Source organism: Pseudarthrobacter sp. B4EP4b, from assembly GCF_006680095.1.
Lineage (GTDB): Bacteria > Actinomycetota > Actinomycetes > Actinomycetales > Micrococcaceae > Arthrobacter.
Genome location: NZ_VHIJ01000063.1, coordinates 18053 through 37700 on the forward strand (window position 1 = coordinate 18053; position 19648 = coordinate 37700).

18 protein-coding genes are annotated in these 19648 nt (G+C 66.5%); 7 read left to right on the forward strand and 11 right to left on the reverse strand.

Annotated elements, in window-relative coordinates; genetic code table 11:
* Positions 1-92: 92 nt before the first annotated feature.
* Entirely contained in the window at positions 93-1439 is a 1347-nt protein-coding gene (locus FNL14_RS20170; RefSeq protein WP_142063816.1) for a cation:dicarboxylate symporter family transporter, read from the reverse strand.
* Between the two features lie 171 nt (positions 1440-1610).
* Here FNL14_RS20170 and FNL14_RS20175 point away from each other — a divergent pair, with 171 nt between their 5' ends.
* The 6 genes from FNL14_RS20175 (at position 1611) to FNL14_RS20200 (ending at position 8447) form a co-directional block, all read left to right on the forward strand.
* Entirely contained in the window at positions 1611-3245 is a 1635-nt protein-coding gene (locus tag FNL14_RS20175; RefSeq protein ID WP_142063819.1) for a sensor histidine kinase, read from the forward strand.
* Positions 3242-3955, forward strand: a complete 714-nt coding sequence (locus FNL14_RS20180; RefSeq protein WP_142063822.1) for a response regulator — start codon at positions 3242-3244, stop codon at positions 3953-3955. The genes FNL14_RS20175 and FNL14_RS20180 overlap by 4 nt, the downstream gene beginning before the upstream one ends.
* A gap of 220 nt (positions 3956-4175) precedes the next feature.
* Positions 4176-4817 carry a GntR family transcriptional regulator gene (locus FNL14_RS20185; RefSeq protein WP_142063825.1) on the forward strand — a complete coding sequence of 214 codons (642 nt, stop codon included), beginning with the start codon at positions 4176-4178 and terminating at the stop codon, positions 4815-4817.
* 10 nt (positions 4818-4827) lie between these two features.
* Positions 4828-6348 carry an MmgE/PrpD family protein gene (locus tag FNL14_RS20190; RefSeq protein WP_142063828.1) on the forward strand — a complete coding sequence of 507 codons (1521 nt, stop codon included), beginning with the start codon at positions 4828-4830 and terminating at the stop codon, positions 6346-6348.
* Positions 6348-7250, forward strand: a complete 903-nt coding sequence (prpB, locus tag FNL14_RS20195; RefSeq protein ID WP_142063831.1) for a methylisocitrate lyase — start codon at positions 6348-6350, stop codon at positions 7248-7250. Before FNL14_RS20190 ends, prpB begins: the two co-directional genes overlap by 1 nt.
* Positions 7251-7307: 57 nt before the next feature.
* Positions 7308-8447: a bifunctional 2-methylcitrate synthase/citrate synthase gene (locus tag FNL14_RS20200; protein WP_142063834.1), complete on the forward strand. Its 1140-nt coding sequence runs from the start codon at positions 7308-7310 to the stop codon at positions 8445-8447.
* Positions 8448-8551: 104 nt separating this feature from the next.
* Here FNL14_RS20200 and FNL14_RS20205 read toward each other — a convergent pair whose 3' ends face one another.
* The gene (locus tag FNL14_RS20205; protein WP_142063837.1) at positions 8552-9034 is read right to left on the reverse strand and encodes an 8-oxo-dGTP diphosphatase; all 483 of its coding nucleotides are present in this window, start codon (positions 9032-9034) and stop codon (positions 8552-8554) included.
* 76 nt (positions 9035-9110) lie between these two features.
* On the opposite strand from FNL14_RS20205, the gene FNL14_RS20210 reads away from it, so the two are divergent.
* The gene (locus tag FNL14_RS20210; protein WP_255470938.1) at positions 9111-9800 is read left to right on the forward strand and encodes a hypothetical protein; all 690 of its coding nucleotides are present in this window, start codon (positions 9111-9113) and stop codon (positions 9798-9800) included.
* Between the two features lie 47 nt (positions 9801-9847).
* Here FNL14_RS20210 and xerD read toward each other — a convergent pair whose 3' ends face one another.
* From xerD to FNL14_RS20255, 9 genes are all read right to left on the reverse strand, one after another.
* Positions 9848-10852, reverse strand: a complete 1005-nt coding sequence (gene xerD, locus FNL14_RS20215) for a site-specific tyrosine recombinase XerD (RefSeq protein WP_181762721.1) — start codon at positions 10850-10852, stop codon at positions 9848-9850.
* Positions 10852-11511 (reverse strand): NUDIX hydrolase, encoded by a 660-nt coding sequence (locus FNL14_RS20220; protein WP_142063840.1) that lies wholly within the window; start codon positions 11509-11511, stop codon positions 10852-10854. The genes xerD and FNL14_RS20220 overlap by 1 nt, the downstream gene beginning before the upstream one ends.
* Positions 11512-11537: 26 nt before the next feature.
* Entirely contained in the window at positions 11538-13307 is a 1770-nt protein-coding gene (locus tag FNL14_RS20225) for a CTP synthase (protein WP_142063843.1), read from the reverse strand.
* 114 nt (positions 13308-13421) lie between these two features.
* A complete protein-coding gene (gene recN / locus FNL14_RS20230) occupies positions 13422-15161 on the reverse strand; it encodes a DNA repair protein RecN (protein ID WP_142063847.1) in 1740 nt (579 codons plus the stop codon).
* Between the two features lie 3 nt (positions 15162-15164).
* Positions 15165-16190 (reverse strand): NAD kinase, encoded by a 1026-nt coding sequence (locus FNL14_RS20235; protein ID WP_091422076.1) that lies wholly within the window; start codon positions 16188-16190, stop codon positions 15165-15167.
* 13 nt (positions 16191-16203) lie between these two features.
* A complete protein-coding gene (locus tag FNL14_RS20240; RefSeq protein WP_142063850.1) occupies positions 16204-17019 on the reverse strand; it encodes a TlyA family RNA methyltransferase in 816 nt (271 codons plus the stop codon).
* The gene (locus tag FNL14_RS20245; RefSeq protein WP_181762722.1) at positions 17019-17303 is read right to left on the reverse strand and encodes a hypothetical protein; all 285 of its coding nucleotides are present in this window, start codon (positions 17301-17303) and stop codon (positions 17019-17021) included. Before FNL14_RS20245 ends, FNL14_RS20240 begins: the two co-directional genes overlap by 1 nt.
* Positions 17304-17312: 9 nt before the next feature.
* Positions 17313-18302 (reverse strand): HAD-IIA family hydrolase, encoded by a 990-nt coding sequence (locus tag FNL14_RS20250; protein ID WP_142063853.1) that lies wholly within the window; start codon positions 18300-18302, stop codon positions 17313-17315.
* Positions 18303-18307: 5 nt separating this feature from the next.
* A partial coding sequence (locus tag FNL14_RS20255) for a M48 family metallopeptidase (protein WP_255470939.1) occupies positions 18308-19648 on the reverse strand: 1341 nt, incomplete at its 5' end.

A 19648-nucleotide genomic window follows, 5' to 3' on the forward strand; every position in this document is an offset into this window, starting at 1 on the left:
CCTCTAGCTGAGGTAGAAGGTTGCTGCCCGGGCACGCAGAAAACCGCCCCCGCAGGAGTGCTGCGGGGGCGGTATTGCGGCGCTGCGGAGGGCTAGGCCTTTGCGGCCTCCCGTGCGCCTTCTTCCTTCGGCGCCATCTCGCCATGATGGTGGGCCATCATGGTTGCCTCGTCAAACGGCTCCTCGCCCGAAAGGACCCGGCCGACCTGGCCGCCGTCGATCTCCTTGACCCAGGTGCCGATCAGGATGGTTGCCACGGCGTTGCCGGTGAAGTTGGTCAGCGCGCGGGCCTCGGACATGAACCGGTCGATGCCCACAATCATGCCCACGCCGCCGAGCAGTTCGGGCTTGTGTGCCTGCAGGCCGGCAGCGAGTGTTGCCAGGCCGGCGCCGGTGACGCCGGCAGCACCCTTGGAGGCGATGATCATAAAGATCAGGAGGGAGATCTGGGCGCCCAGGTCCAGCGGGGTGCCCATGGCATTGGCGACGAAGAGGGATGCCATGGTCAGGTAGATGGCCGTGCCGTCAAGGTTGAAGGAGTAGCCGGTGGGGACCGTCACGCCGACGACGGGCTTGGAGACGCCGAGGTGCTCCATCTTCGCGATCAGGCGGGGCAGTGCCGCCTCGGAGGAGGACGTGGAGAAGATGAGCAGGTATTCGCGGGCCAGGTACTTCATGAGCTTGAAGATGTTGACGCCGGACACCACCTGGAGCAGGCCGCCGAGGATGACGACGATGAACAGGGCGCAGGTGATGTAGAAGGCAAGCATCAGGGTGAACATGCTGATGATGGCCTGGAATCCGGTGGCGCCGACCACCGCGGCGATGGCACCGAAGGCACCTACCGGGGCGAGCCACATGATCATGATGAGGATGCGGAACACGAGGGCCTGGCCGTGGCCGATGGCCTTCAGGATCGGCGCGCCCTGCGGTCCCATCTTCTGCAGTGCAAAACCAACGAGGATGGCAGCAAGGAGGGTGGGCAGGACGGGTATGTCACTGGGGATGATGCCGAGCAGGAAGTCCACGGTGCTGTCCGTGGCGGCCTTCTTGTTGGGATCGTAGGGGGTCAGCTTGAGGCCCTCACCGGGGTGGATGATGTTGCCCACCACCAGGCCGATGGCCAGGGCGAAGGTGGACATGATGACGAAGTAGAGCAGGGCCAGGCCGCCTACCTTGCCCACCGTGGCGGCTTTTGCGATGGAACCGATGCCCAGGACGATGGTGCAGAAGATGATGGGGGCGATCATCATCTTGATGAGCTTGATGAATCCGTCGCCGAGCGGCTTGAGGGATTTGCCCACCTCGGGGAACAGCAGGCCGACGACGGCGCCCAGGATGACGGCGACGATGACGGCGATATAGAGGTAATGCGATTTGTCCAGGCCCTTGCGCGGCGTCTTCACGCTGTCAAGCGACTCTCCTCGTTGAGAAGCCATGATGTGTCTCCTTTGGATAATCTGGTAGACGCTGCGGCACAGTCTCTGGGCCCACGTCCTCCGGTGTGATATCCATCATTGGGCAGGTGGTGACCCAGCTCACCGTTGCGTTCATATTGGTCGTGACGCAGTTCGGCCGGGGCGAAGTTAATCGGTTGGGGAAAGGTACAGATGATCCACCGCTGGAGTATCGCCCGCCGGCTTTTCGTGGCGAACCTGCTGATTGTGGTGTCGTTCATCGCGATCGTTGGCACCGCCACGTTTATCGATGCCCGGGACCGCACCTATGAGGAAGCCGGGCGCCGGATGACGGGCGTTGCTGCGGCGGTCGCCGCCAACCCGCTGGTCCTCCAGGCCGCGGACACCGCCAACCCTTCGGCCTTGCTGCAGCCCTACGCCCTCAATGTGATGGCCGGGTCGGGTGCCGACTTCGTGACGATCATGGCGCCGGACCGGACGCGGTGGACACATCCCCGGAACGAGGAACTCGGCCGGCCCTACATCGGGTCCATCGACGCCGCACTGCGTGGCGAGACGTTCACCGAAGTTACCGCCGGAACGCTGGGGCCCTCGGTGCGCACCATAGCGCCGGTGAAGGATGCCGCCGGGAACGTCAAAGCACTGGTGGCCGCCGGCGTCACGGTCCGGAGCGTGGATGTTGCCCTGTCCGGACGGCTGCCCGCCCTCGTGGCCATCGGGCTGGCCCTGCTGGTGGGCGGCTCGCTGGCCTCGTGGCTGCTGGGCCGGTACCTCCGCCGGGTCACGCGGGGCTGGGGACCTGAACAGTTGGCCCAGCTGTTCGCTTATTACGAGTCTGTGCTGCATTCGGTGCGGGAGGGACTGATCCTGATCGACACCAAGGGCCACGTGGTGATGTATAACGACCAGGCGGCCGAACTGCTGGGCCTGGACAGTCCCGGCAGCAAGGACCCCACCCGGCCGCCGTCACTGTCCGAGTTGCCCCTTGATGAAGGGCTTCGGACACTCTTCGCGTCGGGGCGCAGCGCCAAGGACGAGACTGTCCTGACCGGCTCACGCATCCTGGTGGTGAACCAGGGACCGGCAAAGGGGCCCGAGGTGTCCGCCAGCCGCGGCAAGACCCCTGTCTACGGCACTGTGGCCACCCTGCGGGACAGGACGGAAATTGAAGCCCTCGGCAGCGAGCTGGAAACCATGCGCACGCTCTCTGACGCACTCCGCGCGCAGACCCACGAACACGCAAACCGGCTGCACACCATGGTTTCGCTGCTGGAGCTGGGGCGCACCCAGGAGGCCCTGTCCTTCGCAACGAAGGACCTCGAACTCAGCCAGCAGCTCACAGATGACATGGTCAGTTCGGTGGACGAGCCGGTGCTTGGTGCCCTGGTGATGGGCAAAGTGGCCGAGGCGCACGAACGGGGCGTACAGCTGGACGTGTCCGCGCTTGGCTCGGCGAGCGTGGCGGGGATTGCCGTGCAGGACCTGGTAACCATTCTTGGCAACCTGCTGGACAATGCCATGGATGCAGCGGCCGACGGACCGGCCCCCCGGCAGGTGGAACTGACGGTGGAGGCCGATGAGGAAGGCCTGGACATCACCGTGCACGATTCAGGCCCCGCCATCGAGCCCGCTGCCGCAGACAATCTGCTTCGGCATGGCTTCAGCACCAAGCCCGCCGGCCAGGGCGGACGGGGCATCGGCCTGGCGCTGGTCCGCCAGGCTGTGCACCGCCTGGGGGGTACCCTGACAATCAATGGCCGGCGTGGTGCCAAGTTCGAAGTTTTCCTCCCCGCCGCGACGCCGGCAAAGAAGGAGCACAAAGCGTGAGCAACATCCGGGTCCTCGTGGTGGAGGATGAGGCTATCGCCGCTGCCGCACACGCGGCCTACGTGGGGCGGCTGGCGGGCTTCGAGCTGGCCGGGACTGCCCCGGACGGACAGTCCGCCCTGCGGCTGCTCAACGAGTTCGTCGCGGCCGGCAACCCGGTGGAGCTTGTCCTGCTGGACATGAACCTTCCCGACCTCCACGGCCTGGATATCGCCCGCCGCATGCGGGCGTCCGGGATCCTCGCCGACATCATCGCCATCACTGCCGTCCGCGAACTGGCCATCGTGCGAAGCGCCGTGGCCATTGGCGTTGTCCAGTATTTGATTAAGCCGTTCACCTACGCCACCTTCGCGGACAAACTGGAGAGTTACCGCCAGTTCCGGCAGCAGCTGGCAGGCCCGCCTGGGGGTTCCGGAAAGGCAGGAGCATCCCAGACGGACGTGGACCAGGCGTTCGCCAGCCTGCGGGCGCCCTCCGAACTGCCTTTGCCGAAGGGGCTTTCGGTGTCAACCCTGGCGTCCGTCCAGGAGTTTATGAAGGAGCAGCAGGGTGCCGTATCCGCCACGGAAGTCATGGACGCCCTGGGCATGTCCCGCGTCACCGCCCGCCGCTACCTGGAATACCTTGCCGACGCCGGAACGGTGTCCAGGACTGCCCGTTACGGCACTCCGGGCCGGCCGGAAAACGAATACCGGTGGGCAGCACGATGATTGCTCCTGTAACAGCGCGGTGATTGGGTCTGGCAGCGCCCGGTGATTGAGCCTGTCAGCGCCCGCTGATTGAGCCTGTCCGCGACCGGTGATTGAGCCTGTCGAAATCCCACTTTCGGAGCATGTATACAGCCAGGGCTTTTTTCATCTAAATGCTCGTCCTGCGCTGCTTTTTTAGCTTTCCTTGTATACACTGACGGTATCAACGAAGGGACAACCAGTGCGAGCCAGCGACCGCGCCTACACCGCACTCCGCGATGACATCGTCCAGTGGCGGCTCCAGCCGGGCACTTTGCTGGCCGAGGTGGAACAGGCGGAGCGGCTCGGCGTCTCACGCACTCCACTCCGGGAGGCGCTGGGCCGCCTGGCTGCAGAAGGGCTGACGACGGCGGCAGGCGGCCGCGGCGTCGTCGTCACCGACATCTCGCTGGAGGATATCGACGAACTGTTCGAACTGCGCGAGACGCTCGAAGGCAAGGCTGCGGCGCTGGCGGCGCAACGGGGCGATGCCGGTACCTTCCGGACACTTGAGGCGGATTTCCGGGCGGCGCCTTCGCTGATCAGCAACAGCGCACCCGCTTTGGAGGACTACTACCTGCTCGTGGAACGGCTGGACTCGGCCATTGACACCGCCATCTCCAATTCCTACCTGGCCCAGGCGATGCGGAGCCTCCGGGTCCACCTGGTCCGCATCCGCCGCATGGCTGCCGACGATGCCGCCCGGCTGACCGCTGCGGCAGCCGAACATGCCGCCATCGCCGAGGCCATCGCCATCGGCAACCCGGGACTGGCGCAGGCGGCCACCACCCTGCATCTGCACCGCAGCCTGTCCCACATCAAAGCAACCCACACACCCCGCTAGAAGGAGCCCCATGGTCAAGGAACACCACGTCCGCGTCTACAAGAGCGAAGCGAACCTCTCCCGCGAGGACCAGCTGGCCCACAAAATTGCCAGGGTTGCCGCGGACCCGGTGGAGGTCACCGGCGACGTCACGGAGATGGTGATCAACCGGATCATCGATAACGCCTCGGTGGCCATCGCTTCGCTGAACCGCGCCCCGATCGTGGCGGCCCGCGCGCAGGCACTCGCCCATGGTCCGAGCACCGGCGGAAAGGGCGCGAAGGTCTTCGGCATCGGCGAACGGGTCTCCCCCGAATGGGCGGCGTGGGCCAACGGGGTGGCAGTGCGGGAACTGGACTACCACGACACCTTCCTTGCTGCGGACTACTCCCACCCGGGCGACAACATTCCGCCGATCCTCGCAGTGGGTCAGCACGTGGGTTCCAGCGGCCGGGACCTCATCCGGGGCATCGCCACCGGGTATGAGATTCAGGTGAACCTGGTCAAGGCCATCTGCCTGCACAAGCACAAGATCGACCATGTTGCCCACCTTGGCCCCTCCGCCGCGGCCGGGATCGGCACCCTGCTGGGGCTCGACGTCGAGACGATCTTCCAGTCCGTGGGACAGGCGCTGCACACCACCACCGCCACCCGGCAGTCGCGCAAGGGTGAGATCTCTACCTGGAAGGCCCACGCCCCCGCGTTCGCAGGGAAGATGGCGGTTGAGGCCGCGGACCGGGCGATGCGTGGCCAGACCTCGCCCGTGCCCATTTACGAAGGCGAAGACGGGGTAATCGCCTGGATGCTGGACGGCCCGGAGGCGTCCTACCAGGTCCCGCTTCCGGAAGCGGGCGAGGCCAAGCGCGCCATTTTGGACACCTACACGAAGGAACACTCGGCCGAGTACCAGGCCCAGGCCTGGATCGACCTCGCACGCAAGCTGCACCGCGAGCACCCCGAGGCCACCGACCCGGGCAACGTGAAGTCCGTGCTGATCAAGACGAGCCACCACACCCACTACGTCATCGGCTCCGGGGCCAACGACCCCCAGAAGTACTCCCCCACCGCATCCCGGGAAACGCTGGACCACTCCATCCCCTACATCTTCACCGTCGCCCTGCAGGACGGGGCCTGGCACCACGTTGACTCCTACTCCCCCGAACGCGCCGCCCGCCCGGACACTGTGGACCTCTGGCAGAAGGTCTCCACGGAGGAGGATCCGGAATGGACCCGCCGCTACCACTCCCTGGACATTTCAGAGAAGGCCTTCGGCGGGTCAGTGGAAATCACCCTTACCGACGGCACCGTCATCACCGATGAGATCGCTGTCGCAGACGCGCACCCGCTCGGTGCCCGTCCGTTCGGCCGCGAGCAGTACATTCACAAGTTCCGCACGCTCGCCGCCGGCCTCGTGGAGGAAGCCGAAATCGAGAGGTTCCTCATTGCCGTCGAACGCCTCCCCGAACTCGGACCCGGCGAACTGGACCAGCTGAACATCACCGCCGCCCCCGGCGTCATCGACCTCGGCGCCGCACCCAAGGGACTCTTCTGATGCTGTATTCGAAAGTCACGCCGGAGCAGAAGCGCATCCGGTTCCGCGAGCTCCTGGCCGCCGGCGATATCGCGCAGTTCCCCGGGGCGTTCAACCCGCTCTCGGCCCGGCTGATCGAGGAGAAGGGCTTCGCCGGGGTCTACATCTCCGGGGCGGTCCTGGCCAACGACCTCGGCCTGCCCGACATCGGCCTGACCACCCTCACCGAGGTCGCCACCCGGGCCGGGCAGATCGCACGCATGACCGACCTGCCCGCCATCGTCGATGCGGACACCGGCTTCGGTGAACCCATGAACGTGGCCCGCACCGTCCAGGAAATCGAAAACGCCGGCCTGGCCGGGCTGCACATCGAGGACCAGTTCAACCCCAAACGCTGCGGCCACCTCGACGGCAAAAACGTCGTGGACCTGGACACCGCTACGAAACGCATCCGCGCCGCCGCCGACGCCCGCCGCGACCCCAACTTCCTCATCATGGCCCGCACCGACATCCGCGCCACAGATGGATTGCAAGCCGCGAAGGACCGCGCCAAAGCCCTCGTGGACGCCGGCGCAGACGCCATCTTCCCCGAAGCCATGGCCACACTGGCAGAATTCCAGGCCATCCGCGACGCCGTCAACGTGCCCATCCTGGCCAACATGACCGAATTCGGCAAAAGCGACCTCTTCACCACCGAACAGCTCCAGGGCGTCGGAGTGAACATGGTGATATATCCGGTGACCCTCCTCCGTAGTGCCATGGGCGCTGCCGAGCGTACGCTGGAATCGATTAGGGCTGAGGGCACGCAGGAGGCGCAGGTCGGCAGCATGCTGACCCGCGCACGCCTCTACGATCTCGTTGACTACGAAGGCTACAACCGCTTCGACAGCGGAGTGTTCAATTTCCGGGTCCCCGGGGAGTAGGAAAGCTGCACCGGGTACCACCGGTGCAACAGGCGACAGGAACGAAGGAGTTTCAGCATGGCTGAAGTGGACATCAAAAAGGGCCTGGACGGCGTCGTGGTGGATTACACGTCCGTCTCGAAGGTCAACCCGGACACCAACTCCCTGCTGTACAGGGGCTATCCAGTCCAGGAGCTCGCGGCCAGATGCAGCTTCGAGGAGGTGGCCTACCTGCTCTGGAACGGCGAGCTGCCCAGCCAGGAGCAACTGACGGAGTTTACTGCACGCGAGCGGGCCGGCCGGGCCCTGGATCCGGTGGTCAAGCAGGTGATCGATGCGCTGCCGGAGACGTCCCACCCCATGGATGTGTGCCGGACGGCCGCGTCGGTGATGGGCGCGCGGCACCCCCTGGCCGAGGATGCGTCCCGCGAAGCCAACATGGCCAAAGCCATCGACCTGTTTGCTGCCATGCCGGCCGTAGTGGCGTACGACCAGCGGCGCCGGCACGGGCAGGGCGTCGTCGAGCCGCGTGAGGACCTTGGCTATTCGGCGAACTTCCTGTGGATGACGTTCGGCGAGGAGCAGGTGCCGGAGGTGGTGGAGGCGTTCAACGTGTCAATGATCCTCTATGCCGAGCACTCCTTTAACGCCTCCACGTTCACCGCGCGCGTGATCACCTCCACCCTCTCGGATCTCCATTCGGCGGTCACCGGTGCCATTGGCGCCTTGAAAGGGCCTCTGCATGGTGGTGCCAACGAAGCCGTGATGCACACGTTCGACGAAATCGGCATCCGCCCGCAGGAGTCCCTCGAGGAAGCGGCGGCGCGGGCCAAGGCCTGGATGGAAAACGCGCTGGCGCAGAAGAAGAAAGTGATGGGGTTCGGCCACCGGGTCTACAAGCACGGCGACTCGCGGGTGCCCACCATGAAGGCCGCCCTGGACAAGATGATCGCCCACTACGGCCGCCCCGAACTCCTGGGCCTCTACAACGGCCTGGAGCAGGCCATGGAAGAGGCCAAAGCCATCAAGCCCAACCTCGACTACCCCGCCGGCCCCACATACCACCTCATGGGATTCGACACAGCAACGTTTACTCCCCTGTTTGTGGCCAGCCGCATTACCGGGTGGACAGCACACATCATGGAGCAGTTGGACGCCAACTCCCTGATCCGCCCGCTGAGCGAGTACGTCGGCCCGGAGGAGCGGCACCTTCCGTAGGGCGGGCTTTCACCGAAAGTACGACGGCGGCAGGGTCACCTTGAGGTGACCCGCGCCGCCGTCGGCACTTAACGGTCGGAAGTCGGCGGCTTGGGGCAGAAGGGTTAGGGCAGGAGGCTTTCCGAGGACGCAACACCTTCGTTGTCGCTGTCCATGGTGACCACGATGTTGACCCTGCCGCCTTCCAGGACCACGGGCAGCCAGTGATCGGCGTCCTGCCACATCCGGTCCACAGGGAGGGTATCCACGGGGAACCACCCGGGGAGGATCTCGTCGCTTTCCGCCGGTTCACCCTGCCAGGTCCGGGCAGTGAAAAGGCGCGTGTGCATGTCCCACGCCGGACGGGCCGGGAAGACGAACTGCACCACGCCCGCTTCTGCGAGGTCTTCCTGCCGGACCACCACGCCGGTTTCCTCCAGGACCTCACGGACCACGGCTTCGGCGTCAGTCTCGCCGGGTTCCACATGCCCTCCGATGCCCACCACCTTGCCAAGGCCAAACCCGGTCCGTTTGAGGCCCAGCAGCACCTCCGGGCCCGAATCCCCGTCACGGAGCAGGAAACAGAGAGTAACCCGTGCTGCAGTCATGCCCTCAAGCCTATGGGGTGCCGGAGTTGTCCGCGAGGAAGCGCCAGGGGGCGTCCGAATATGCCAAGCTCTACCTGTGACTCCCGAAACTGCCCACGGGATACGGCCGGCCCGCATCTCGGCCGTCGACGCCCGCCTGCCCGAGTGGCTGGTGCGCAATCCCTTGTACTGGGGCTGGGCGTGGGCCTGTTTCTGGACACTGCTGATCGTGGTGGACGAATTCGTGGACCTGGCCGGCTGGACTTGGTATCTGCTGGTGGCCGCGGCTGCCCTGCCCACGCTGCTCAGCACTCTTGCCGTGCTCCACGTGACTCCCCGGCAGCAGGTGAAACCCGCCCGGGAATCGGTGCTGGGCCTGTTCTTCGTGCGTTTCCTGGCGCTGGTTGCCGCATTTATGGTGTGGGCCATCTCGGTAGTGCTCAGTGCGTCCATCTCCACCACCATCCAGGCCCTGGCGGGTGATTCAGAGCGCGAAGTGACCGCCCTGGGTTTCAACCTGATGGCAGCCCTGGTCCCGCTGGTAGTGGCCGTTCTATGGCTGGCGTTTGTTGCCCGCTGCGTCTGGTTCCTGCGGCGGCTGCGCGGCTGGCGGCAGGTCCCCACGTTCTCGCGGGTGCCGAAATCGTTCCTCCGTGGCCGCCCGCGCCTGCGCCGGGTTGTGATTGGTTTGGCGCATCCGGGTCTGATGTTGCTGGCAGGCATGGGCACGTCCGTGTTGGCTTTCCTGCTGGGCCCGGTGGAACTGACCATCGAAGCGCTGCTCTAGGTGCTTGAAGCGCTGTACAACAAGGACATCGCTGTCCCTGAGCTGCGTCAGCCTAGCGCCCGGGGGTGTGCCGCCGCGTAGATTTCCCGAAGCGTGTCCGCGGTGACCAGTGTGTACACCTGGGTGGTGGTTACTGAGGCGTGGCCCAGCAGTTCCTGGACCACCCGGACGTCCGCGCCGCCTTCGAGCAGGTGGGTGGCGAAGGAGTGCCGGAGGGTATGCGGTGAAACATCCTTGGTGATGTTGGCCTTCTCGGCGGCGGCCTTCAGGATGGTCCACGCACTCTGCCTGCTGATCCGGCCGCCGCGGGCATTCAGGAACAACGCCGGTGTGCCCTTGCCTTTGGCCGCCAGCAGGGGGCGGCCGCGGACGAGGTAGGCGTCCAGGGCCCTGGCTCCGTAGGACCCCAGCGGCACCAGCCGCTCCTTGGAGCCCTTGCCGAAGAGCCGCACGATGGCCGGTCCGCTTTCCGCCTCTTGGAGGGAGATGTCATCCACGTCCAGGCCAACGGCTTCGCTGATCCGGGCACCGGTGGAGTAGAGGAACTCCAGCAGGGCGCGGTCCCGCAGGCCTGTGGCGGTATCGGTGCCGGCCGCTTCCAGGATCCGGGTGACTTCGTCCACGCTGATGGCCTTCGGGAGCCGCTTCCCGGGCATCGGCGGGTGGACGTCGCTGGCGGGGTCGGTGGGGGTGAATCCTTCCAGGGCCCAGAACTTGTGCAGGCCCCGCACGGCCACCACGGTCCTGGCCGCGGACCGCACGCCCAGGGCGGTACCGCCGTCGGACCCGTCCGATAAAGCACGCACATATCCGGTGACGTGATGGCGCGTAATGTCCTCCGGCCGGCCGCAGCCCGCGGCGGCAAGGTACCGGGAATAGCGGGCCAGGTCCCTGCGGTACGCCGCGAGGGTGTTGGCGGCCAAGCCCCGCTCCACGCCCATGTGCTGGAGGAAGTCGGTGATGGCGCGGTCAATGGCGGTGGGGGCCGTTGCCGGCCGGGTCTCCGCCTCCCCAGCCGGGAGGGCTGTTTCAGCCGAAGGACCAGGGGCCATCAGCGCTGGCTGGGGTGCTCGGGCCAGGGCGCGTCCGCCCGCCGGAGTCCGGAAAATCCGTCAGCGCGGGCAGCCGCGGCGGCAAGTATTCCGACGACGGCGGACGGGTTGTGCAGGCGGCCGGCCAGCACGGACTCCACGGCGTCGTCCAGGTTGATCCAGTGGAACTCGATCTCGGCTTCCTCGTCCGTCCGCTCGTGGCGCTCGTGGTGCGGAACCTCGGTGAGGTCACGGGCCAGGTAGATTCGAATGGCCTCGCTGGAGGAACCGGGTGAATTGAAGACGTCGGCCAGGACGTTCCAGGTGCCGGCGGCGAGGTCCGCCTCTTCGGCGAGTTCGCGGGCCGCGCCCACCTGGAACTCCTCGCCCTCAACGTCCAGCAGCCCGGCCGGGATCTCCCACAGATCCATGCCCACGGGGTGCCGGTACTGCTTGAGGAGGAGGATCTCGCCGTCGCTGTTCATGGGCAGGATGGCAACGGCGCCGGGGTGGTCGATGTAGTCCCTGGTGAGTGCCTCGCCGCTGTCCTGCAGCTGGAACGTATCGCTGACTACATCCCAGATCCTGCCTTCGTACACCTTCTCGGTAGACAAAAGACGGCGCGGGCTCGGTGCATCCGAAACCTTTACTACGTGGGTGGCTTCGTGTGTACCGGGCATCGCGCCGTCCTTTACGTCGTGCTGAACTACTTAGCGGCTACCGTACCGGACGGTGCGGCCTCGGCAGCGCCGGCACCCGGGGCGGCGGCCGTGTCGGCGCCCTCCTGGTGGTCCAGTGCTGCCTTCACCAGGCCGGCAAACAGCGGGTGCGGCCGGGTGGGGCGGGAGCTCAGTTCGGGGTGCGCCTGGGTGGCCACGTAGTACGGGTGGACATCGGCGGGCAGCTCAACGAACTCCACAAGCTTGCCGTCCGGAGACGTGCCGGAGAAGACGAGCCCTTCGGCCGCGATCTGGTCGCGGTACTTGTTGTTCACTTCATAGCGGTGGCGGTGGCGTTCGCTGACGGTGGTCTTGCCGTAGGTTTCGGCGATGACCGAACCGGCGTCGAGCTTGGCTTCGTACAGGCCCAGGCGCATGGTGCCGCCCAGGTCGCCGCGGCCCTCAACAAACTCCAGCTGCTCTTCCATCGTGGCAATGACGGGGTACTTGGAATCCGGCTCGAATTCGCTGGAGGACGCGCCTTCCATCCCCACCACGTTGCGGGCGTACTCGATGACCATGCACTGCAGCCCCAGGCAGAGGCCCAGGACCGGCAGCTTGGTTTCGCGGGCGAACTTCAGCGCGCCCAGCTTGCCCTCGAGCCCGCGGATGCCGAAGCCGCCCGGGACGCAGATGGCGTTGACGCCGTCGAGTGCCTTAATCGCGCCCTCGAGGGTTTCGCATTCGTCCGAGGGGACCCAGCGGATCTTGACCTTGGTGTCATTGGCGAACCCGCCGGCGCGCAGTGCCTCAGTGACCGAGAGGTAGGCGTCCGGCAGGTCGATGTACTTGCCAACGAGCGCTATTTCCACGTGGTGCTTGGGGTTGTGGACGGCTTCGAGGAGCTTGTCCCAGCTGGTCCAGTCCACATCCTTGAAGGGGAGGTCCAGGGCGCGCACGATGTAGGAGTCCAGGCCCTGGGTGTGCAGGGTCTTGGGGATGTCGTAGATGCTGGGAGCATCGGCGGCATTGACCACGGCGTCGATGTCGACGTCGCACATCCGGCCGATCTTTTCGCGCATCGCCTCGGGCACTTCGCGGTCCGAGCGGATGACGATCGCTTCGGGCTGGATGCCGATGGAGCGCAGCGCGGCGACCGAGTGCTGCGTGGGCTTGGTCTTCAGCTCCTGGGACGGCCCGATGTACGGAACCAGCGAGACGTGCAGGAAGAAGACGTTGGTCCGGCCGATGTCCTGGCGGACCTGGCGGGCCGATTCGAGGAACGGCTGGGATTCGATGTCGCCAACAGTGCCGCCGATTTCGGTGATGATGACGTCCGGGGCGTTCTTGCCTTCGGCGGGCAGGCGCATGCGGCGCTTGATCTCATCGGTGATGTGCGGGATGACCTGCACGGTGTCGCCGAGGTATTCGCCGCGGCGTTCCTTCGCGATAACCGTGGAGTACACCTGGCCGGTGGTCACGTTGGCCGAGCCTTCGAGGTTTTCGTCGAGGAAGCGCTCGTAGTGTCCGATGTCCAGGTCCGTCTCGGCGCCGTCGTCCGTGACGAAGACTTCGCCGTGCTGGAAGGGGTTCATCGTGCCCGGATCCACATTGAGGTAGGGATCGAGCTTCTGCATAGTTACAGACAGGCCGCGTGCCCGCAGCAGATGACCGAGGCTCGATGCCGTCAGTCCCTTACCGAGCGAGGACGCCACACCACCGGTTACGAAGATGTGTTTGGTCGTCTTGGACGAGCCCGGGAACCGGGAATTTACACGGGAATTTGATCGCTGCACCACGGAATTCGAGCCTATCATCAAATGAGCCTTCCACGGGTCCGGGTAACTGTTTCCCCAAATGATCAAGTCTGCTGGTCCGGCCGTCCGGGAGGCAAGGGGCAGCCCGTTGTCCGGATGCCTCAGCGGGCCGTGTCAGGCCCGCTGTGGCAGCAGTTTCGCGTCGTCCAGCAGCTCCTGCGCGTGCGCCTGCGCGGACTCGGAGTCCTCCTGGCCGGCCAGCATGCGGGCCAGTTCGCGGACGCGCTCAGGGCCGTCGAGGAGGCGGACATCACTCGAGGTGAACCCGGTGGCTGTTTTGCCGTCGGCGCCCCTCACTGACGTTTTGGTGACGGTAATGTGCTGGTCAGCGAAGGCAGCCACCTGCGGCAAGTGCGTGACCACCAGGACCTGAACGTGCCGGGCCAGCATGGCCAGCCGGCGGCCGATTTCGACGGCGGCACGTCCGCCCACGCCCGCGTCCACCTCGTCAAAGACGAAGGTGGGGACGGGATCCACGGCGGCCAGCACCACTTCGATGGCCAGCATGACCCGCGAGAGTTCACCGCCGGACGCGCCCTTGCCCAGCGGCCGGGCCGGGGCACCGGAGTGCGGCTGCAGCAGGAAGCTGATCTCATCCGCACCATGCGGTCCCAGCTGCCCGGTGGGCTCGAGGTTGATCACCAGGGTGGCGTCGGCCATGGCCAGGGCCTTGAGCTCGGCGCTGACCCGGGTGGACAGCTCCTTGGCGGCCTTGGCCCTGATCTTGCTGATGGCGGCCGCCTGCTTCTGCAGGTCCGCCTCGGCCCGGACCACTTCAGCGTCCAGGGTTTCGATCCGGGTGGAATCGTCCTGCAGTTCATCGAAGCGCACACGGGCATTTTCCGCCCACTCAAGCACTTCGTCGATGGACGGGGCGTACTTGCGGATCAGCTTGGCCAGGACGGCCCGCCGCTCCTCGATTTCGGCGAGGCGCTCTGGCCCCTCCGTGTCCAGGCTGGCCTGGTAGCTGGCGAGGTCGGTAGCGATATCGTTCAGGAGGAAGCCCACTTCGGCCAGCCGGGCTGCCGCGGAACCGAGTTCGGCGTCATGCTCTGCCACATGCTCCAGCGTCCGCTTCGCTGCATCCACCAGCGTGGTGGCGTCGCCGGCTTCACCGAAGTCCTCCGCAATCAGCGCCTGGTGGGCCGTGCTCGCCGCGATCCGCAGCTCCTCCACATTGGCCAGTTTCACGGCCTCAGCCTTCAGGAGCTCGTCCTCCCCCGGCTGCGGATCCACGTCGTCGATTTCGGCGAGGGCAGCCTCCAGGGATTCCGCCTCGCGCAGCCGGTCCCGGGCAGCGCTGCGCAGGGTGTCCAGCTCGGCCTGGCTCGCCTTCCAGTGGTTGTACAGCTCCTGGTAGGCGGATAGCGGACCCGCCAGGGCCTCGCCTGCGAACTTGTCCAGCGCACCCCGCTGTGCCACGGCACCCTTGAGCCGGATCTGGTCCGACTGGCCGTGCACCACCACCAAGGTTTCGCCGATCTCGGCGAGGACACCTACAGGGGCGGCCCGGCCGCCCAGGAACGCACGGCTGCGTCCGTCCGCACCCAGGCGGCGGGCAAGGATCAGCTCCGCGCCGCCGTCGAACTCTTCAGCATCCGCACCCGCCTCCAGGGCGCGCTGAATGGCTGGATGGCCGGCGTCGAGCTTCAGCACTGCCTCGGCGGTTGCACTCTTGGCACCGCTGCGGACGGCACCGGCATCAGAGCGGGCGCCCAGGAGGAGGCCGACGGCGGTGACCACCATGGTTTTGCCGGCGCCGGTCTCGCCGGTCACCACGCTCAGCCCGGGGCCCAGCGGCAGTGTTGCGTCGGTGATGACGCCCAGATCGCGGATTCTCAGTTCTTCAAGCATGGTTCACTTTGCGGTTGAGGGATCGGGATCGATGTCCGGCTGCCCGCTGCCCGGCACCTGCAGCGGCGGCATGGGACGCGGCGTCCGGACGATGGGAATAGGGCCTGTATGGATTGCGTCAGCCTTGGGGACAGGGCCGCGCCAGCCGTGGATGGGCAGCTCGAACTTGCGCACCAGCCGGGCCGAGAAGGGTGTCTGATGGGTACGGGCCAACCTGACGGGGGTGGCTGATTTGGTAACCTCCACGCGGGCGCCTGGGGGCAGGTCAACGGAACGCCGGCCGTCACACCAGAGGACTCCCTGGGCATCTGTCCGGCCCAGGACTTCCACGGCAAGGCGTGAGCGCGGGGAGACCACGAGCGGCTTGGCGAAGAGCGCATGGGCGCTGATGGGGACGATGACCAGGGCCTCCACCTCCGGCCAGACCACCGGTCCACCGGCGGAAAACGCGTAGGCGGTGGAGCCGGTGGGCGTGGCCAGCACGATGCCGTCGCAGCCGAAGGTGGTCAGCGGGCGCTGGTCCACCTCGGTGACCACCTCGAGCATGCGTTCCCGGTTGGCCTTTTCGATCGCTGCCTCGTTCAGCGCCCAGGTGTGCCAGATCTTCTGTCCCCGGACCCAGACCTGGACGTCGATGGTCATGCGCTCTTCCACCGTGTACTCGCGGCTGGCGATCCATTCAACGGTCTGGGCGAGGTCTGCCCGTTCGCTCTCGGCAAGGAAGCCCACATGGCCCAGGTTCACGCCCAGCAGGGGCACGTCCACTTCGCGGACCAGCTCTGCCGCGCGGAGGATGGTGCCGTCACCGCCCAGGACCATCACCAGTTCGACGTCGGGCAGCTGGACGTGGTCGTGGAGCACTTCCACGGGCTGGGCCAGGTGGCCAAAGAAGCGTTCCATGTCCGCCAGTTCGGAGTCCTGCATTACCGGGACAATGCCGGAGGCGTGCAGCAAGGCGCAGGCTTCCCAGGCGGCCTTCAGTGATTCCTCGCGGCCGGTGTGGGCGAGGACCAATACGCGCCTGCTCATCAGGTTCCGCTCTCTAGTGGTTGTGCCAGATAGTTCCGAGCAAGGCAGCGGTGGCTGCGTCTCGCTCTTCGATCTTAGGCAACTCTTGGCTCATCCTGCGCTTTATCCACAGGAAGTATTCGACGTTTCCGTCCTGGCCGGGCAGCGGGCTCTGCGCGAGGCCGCGCAGGTCGAGTCCGGCGTCGAGGGCTGCCCGGGCCACTTTCTCCACCGCCATCCGCCGCTCCCGTTCGGAAGTCACCACCCCGGTACGTCCCAGCCGGTCCTTGCCGATCTCGAACTGGGGCTTCACCATCAGCACCAAGTCACCGCCGGGTTCCGTGCATCCCGCCAGTGGCTGGACTACCAGGGTCAGTGAAATAAAGGAAAGGTCAGCGACTGTGAGCGCCGCAGGGCCGCCGATATCCCCGGGAGACATGTAGCGCACGTTAAGTCCCTCGTGGACTTCCACGCGGGGATCGCCCCGCAGCTGGGGCACCAGCTGGCCGTGCCCGACGTCGACCGCCACCACGTGCGCGGCCCCTCGCCGCAGCAGGACATCAGTGAAGCCCCCGGTGGAGGCTCCGGCGTCAAGGCACCTCTTCCCGGCGGCCTGCACCTCGGGAAATGCTTCCAGGGCACCGGCCAGTTTGTGCCCGGCCCGGCTCACATAGGTGTCCTGCTCGTCGTGCTGGACCACCAGGTCCTTGTCCTCGGCGACCTGGAGTGACGCCTTGCCCAGCACCTGGCCGGCGGAGCTGACTTTGCCTTCGGCGATCAGCGATGCCGCGTGGGTGCGGGACCTGGCCAGGCCGCGGGCCACCAGGGCCTGGTCGAGCCGCAGCGGCATCAGGCGCCACCGTCCGAGGGGTGGCTGTTGGCCGGGTCCGGGCTTGTGGGCTTCAAGCTGGCGGGGTCCGTACTTGTGGGCTCCGTATCCAGGGCGGTCCGCAGCTGGTCATGGAGATCGTTGTAGACCGCTTCGTGCCCCGCTACAGGAGTCCCGGGCAATCCGTCCAGGGGTGCCAGGGCCTGCTTGACGAGCGGGTCCGTCACGTCGGCTTGGCTGCCCAGCGGCCAGTCCGGGGAGGGCTGGGCTGCTGCGGATTCGTCAGTGGGGCTCAGCTCAGTCATCCAACCAGTCTAGTGATCCAGCCAGGCCAGTTTCGGTTCCTGTGCGGTGGTGGCGTCCGGAGTGGCCGCCCACCAGGCTGCGCAGGCCGCCCGCCAGGAATCCAGGCTGTCCTGGCTGCCAATGATGCCCACCGCTCCGTTGGCCACGCGTGCGGTGGCTTCACCGCACGTGTAAGTGCCGTCGTCGTGCGTCACCTCGGGGTAGGGGCTGTAGAGCTCCGTCAGGTCATTGATGATGTAGTTGGGCCGTTCGGCAGCGCGGGCAGCAAGGATTGTTTTCCGGGTATCGACGCCGGTCAGGACCGCCACCGTGGCGAAGCCGGCGTTGTTGCCGCCCAGGATGTCCGTGTCCAGCCGGTCCCCCACCACCAGCGGGCGCTCTGCTCCAAGCCGCTTGGCGGCGGAGTGGAACAGCGGGGCTTCGGGTTTTCCGGCCACGCGGGGCGTCTGGCCCGTGGCGGCCGTGACTGCGGCCACCAGCGTTCCGTTGCCGGGCGCGATGCCGCGGGCCTGCGGGATGGACATGTCCGTGTTGGTGGCAACCCACATCGTTCCGGCCGCCACGACGTAGGAGGCCTCAGCGAGTTCCTTCCAGCCGATGGCCGGATTGAAGCCCTGGACTACCGCCACTGGATTCTCGTCCTGGCTGTACACCGGCTCCAGGCCCACGAGTTCGATTTCCTGGGCCAGTGCCGGGCTGCCGGTGATAAGCACCCGGGAACCCGGGGGCAGCTCGGAGGCGAGCATCTCCGCGGCCGCCTGTGAGGAGCTGACCACCTGGTCATCGGCCGCCGGTGCGCCGAGCTCACGCAGGTGGGCCGCCACCTGCGCAGGGGTGCGCGATGCGTTGTTGGTTACGTATCCCAGGCCAACGCCGACGCCATCCAGCTGGAGGAGTGATTCCACCGCACCGGGGATGGCGTGCGCGCCCGCATACACCACTCCGTCCAGGTCCGCCAGGAGTGCATCGAACCGGGAAATCAGGGTTGCTTCAGTCATCCGTCTTAGTCTTCCCGGCGATCCTGGTGGTCCTCCGGAGCGTTGCCGTCCGGCAGGTCCTCTCCGTCGTGGCCCAGCTCGTCGTGGACCGGCTCCCCGTGGCCCAGCTCGTCGTGGACCGGCTCCCCGTGGCCCAGCTCGTCGGGTTCCACCGAGTCCTGGTCTGATTCGGCGTCGTCTGAAACGAAGAAATCCGCTTCCTGGTCATCGATGCTGGTATCCACGGCTTCTTCAGCGGCAGGCGTTTCTGCTTCCCAGGTGATGGCTGCGCCGGTGGTGGCGGGGGCATCAGCGCCGGTAGATGGCGTTGTGGCTGCACCGGAAGCGCCAGCGGCGCTGGAGGCGCGGTCCAGGAGGCGTCGCCGCTCGGCTTCCTCGCGGGCTTCCTCTTCCTCGTCCCAGCCAAGGTCGATGATGTCGGGTTCCTCGTCAACGCCCAGGCCCAGCGCGTTTTCAGCCACTACGGCCTGCTTCTGCCACTTCTCGGCCTCGGTGGTCCGGCCCACGGCAGCGAGTGCATCGGCGTAGGCGCGGAAGAGGCGGGGGCTGTAGGAGAAGGCACGGTTGATGTCCAGCTGCGGGATCTCCAGCTCGGCCACTGCGGCGTCCAGCTGGCCGAGGTCCGTTCGCGCGCCTGCAGCCACGATGGCAAGTTCAACCTTGCCGGGAGCGTCCAGGTCCTGGGCTTCCTCGGACCGGACCACATCGAGCGCACGGTCGGGGCGGCCAAGCCCACGTTCGCAGTCGGCCATGACGGGCAAGTGCACGTTGGAGCCGCTGATCCGGCGGTATGTCCGGAATTCACGAAGTGCCTCGCCGTAGTGGCCCGCTGCGTAGGCCGTGAGGCCCACTGCCTCGCGGACAGCGGCCAGCCTGCCACCGCGCCGGCTGGCGGCCAGGGCGTGCTGGAAGGCCAGCTCCGGCTCGTCGTCGATCAGCCGGCCGGCCATCACCAGGTGGCGGGCGACCCATTCGGCGCTGTTGGCCTCAAGCGTTTTGATCTGGTGCTGGGTGGCGCGGTCAAGTTCCTTGCCCGTGACATCGTCGTCGATCTGGGGGGACCGTTCCCGGTCAGGGCGGTTGGCGCTGCGGAGGTCGCGCACGTTGGGTACGCGGGCGGGGCGTTCTTCCTGCCGGTCGCGGCCGAAAGTGCGGGGGCCGGCGTCGCGGCTCTCTCCGCGACTGGGACCACGGTCAAAGCTGCGCGGTGCGCGGCGTTCTTCCTGACGGTCACCGCGGTTGGGACGGTCACTCCGGTCGCCAAACGGCTTGCGGTTCTCTCCTCCACTGAAACCGCGGCGTTCACCTTCACCATCGCGGCGCGGACGATCCCCAAACGAACGGTT

Coding starts and splice junctions, on each gene's coding strand:
- FNL14_RS20170 (WP_142063816.1), bottom strand. CDS start 1,439: ATGGCTTCTCAACGAGGAGAGTCGCTTGACAGCGTGAAGACGCCGCGC.
- FNL14_RS20175 (WP_142063819.1), top strand. CDS start 1,611: ATGATCCACCGCTGGAGTATCGCCCGCCGGCTTTTCGTGGCGAACCTG.
- FNL14_RS20190 (WP_142063828.1), top strand. CDS start 4,828: ATGGTCAAGGAACACCACGTCCGCGTCTACAAGAGCGAAGCGAACCTC.
- prpB (WP_142063831.1), top strand. CDS start 6,348: ATGCTGTATTCGAAAGTCACGCCGGAGCAGAAGCGCATCCGGTTCCGC.
- FNL14_RS20200 (WP_142063834.1), top strand. CDS start 7,308: ATGGCTGAAGTGGACATCAAAAAGGGCCTGGACGGCGTCGTGGTGGAT.
- FNL14_RS20205 (WP_142063837.1), bottom strand. CDS start 9,034: ATGACTGCAGCACGGGTTACTCTCTGTTTCCTGCTCCGTGACGGGGAT.
- xerD (WP_181762721.1), bottom strand. CDS start 10,852: ATGGCCCCTGGTCCTTCGGCTGAAACAGCCCTCCCGGCTGGGGAGGCG.
- FNL14_RS20220 (WP_142063840.1), bottom strand. CDS start 11,511: ATGCCCGGTACACACGAAGCCACCCACGTAGTAAAGGTTTCGGATGCA.
- FNL14_RS20225 (WP_142063843.1), bottom strand. CDS start 13,307: ATGATAGGCTCGAATTCCGTGGTGCAGCGATCAAATTCCCGTGTAAAT.
- recN (WP_142063847.1), bottom strand. CDS start 15,161: ATGCTTGAAGAACTGAGAATCCGCGATCTGGGCGTCATCACCGACGCA.
- FNL14_RS20235 (WP_091422076.1), bottom strand. CDS start 16,190: ATGAGCAGGCGCGTATTGGTCCTCGCCCACACCGGCCGCGAGGAATCA.
- FNL14_RS20240 (WP_142063850.1), bottom strand. CDS start 17,019: ATGCCGCTGCGGCTCGACCAGGCCCTGGTGGCCCGCGGCCTGGCCAGG.
- FNL14_RS20245 (WP_181762722.1), bottom strand. CDS start 17,303: ATGACTGAGCTGAGCCCCACTGACGAATCCGCAGCAGCCCAGCCCTCC.
- FNL14_RS20250 (WP_142063853.1), bottom strand. CDS start 18,302: ATGACTGAAGCAACCCTGATTTCCCGGTTCGATGCACTCCTGGCGGAC.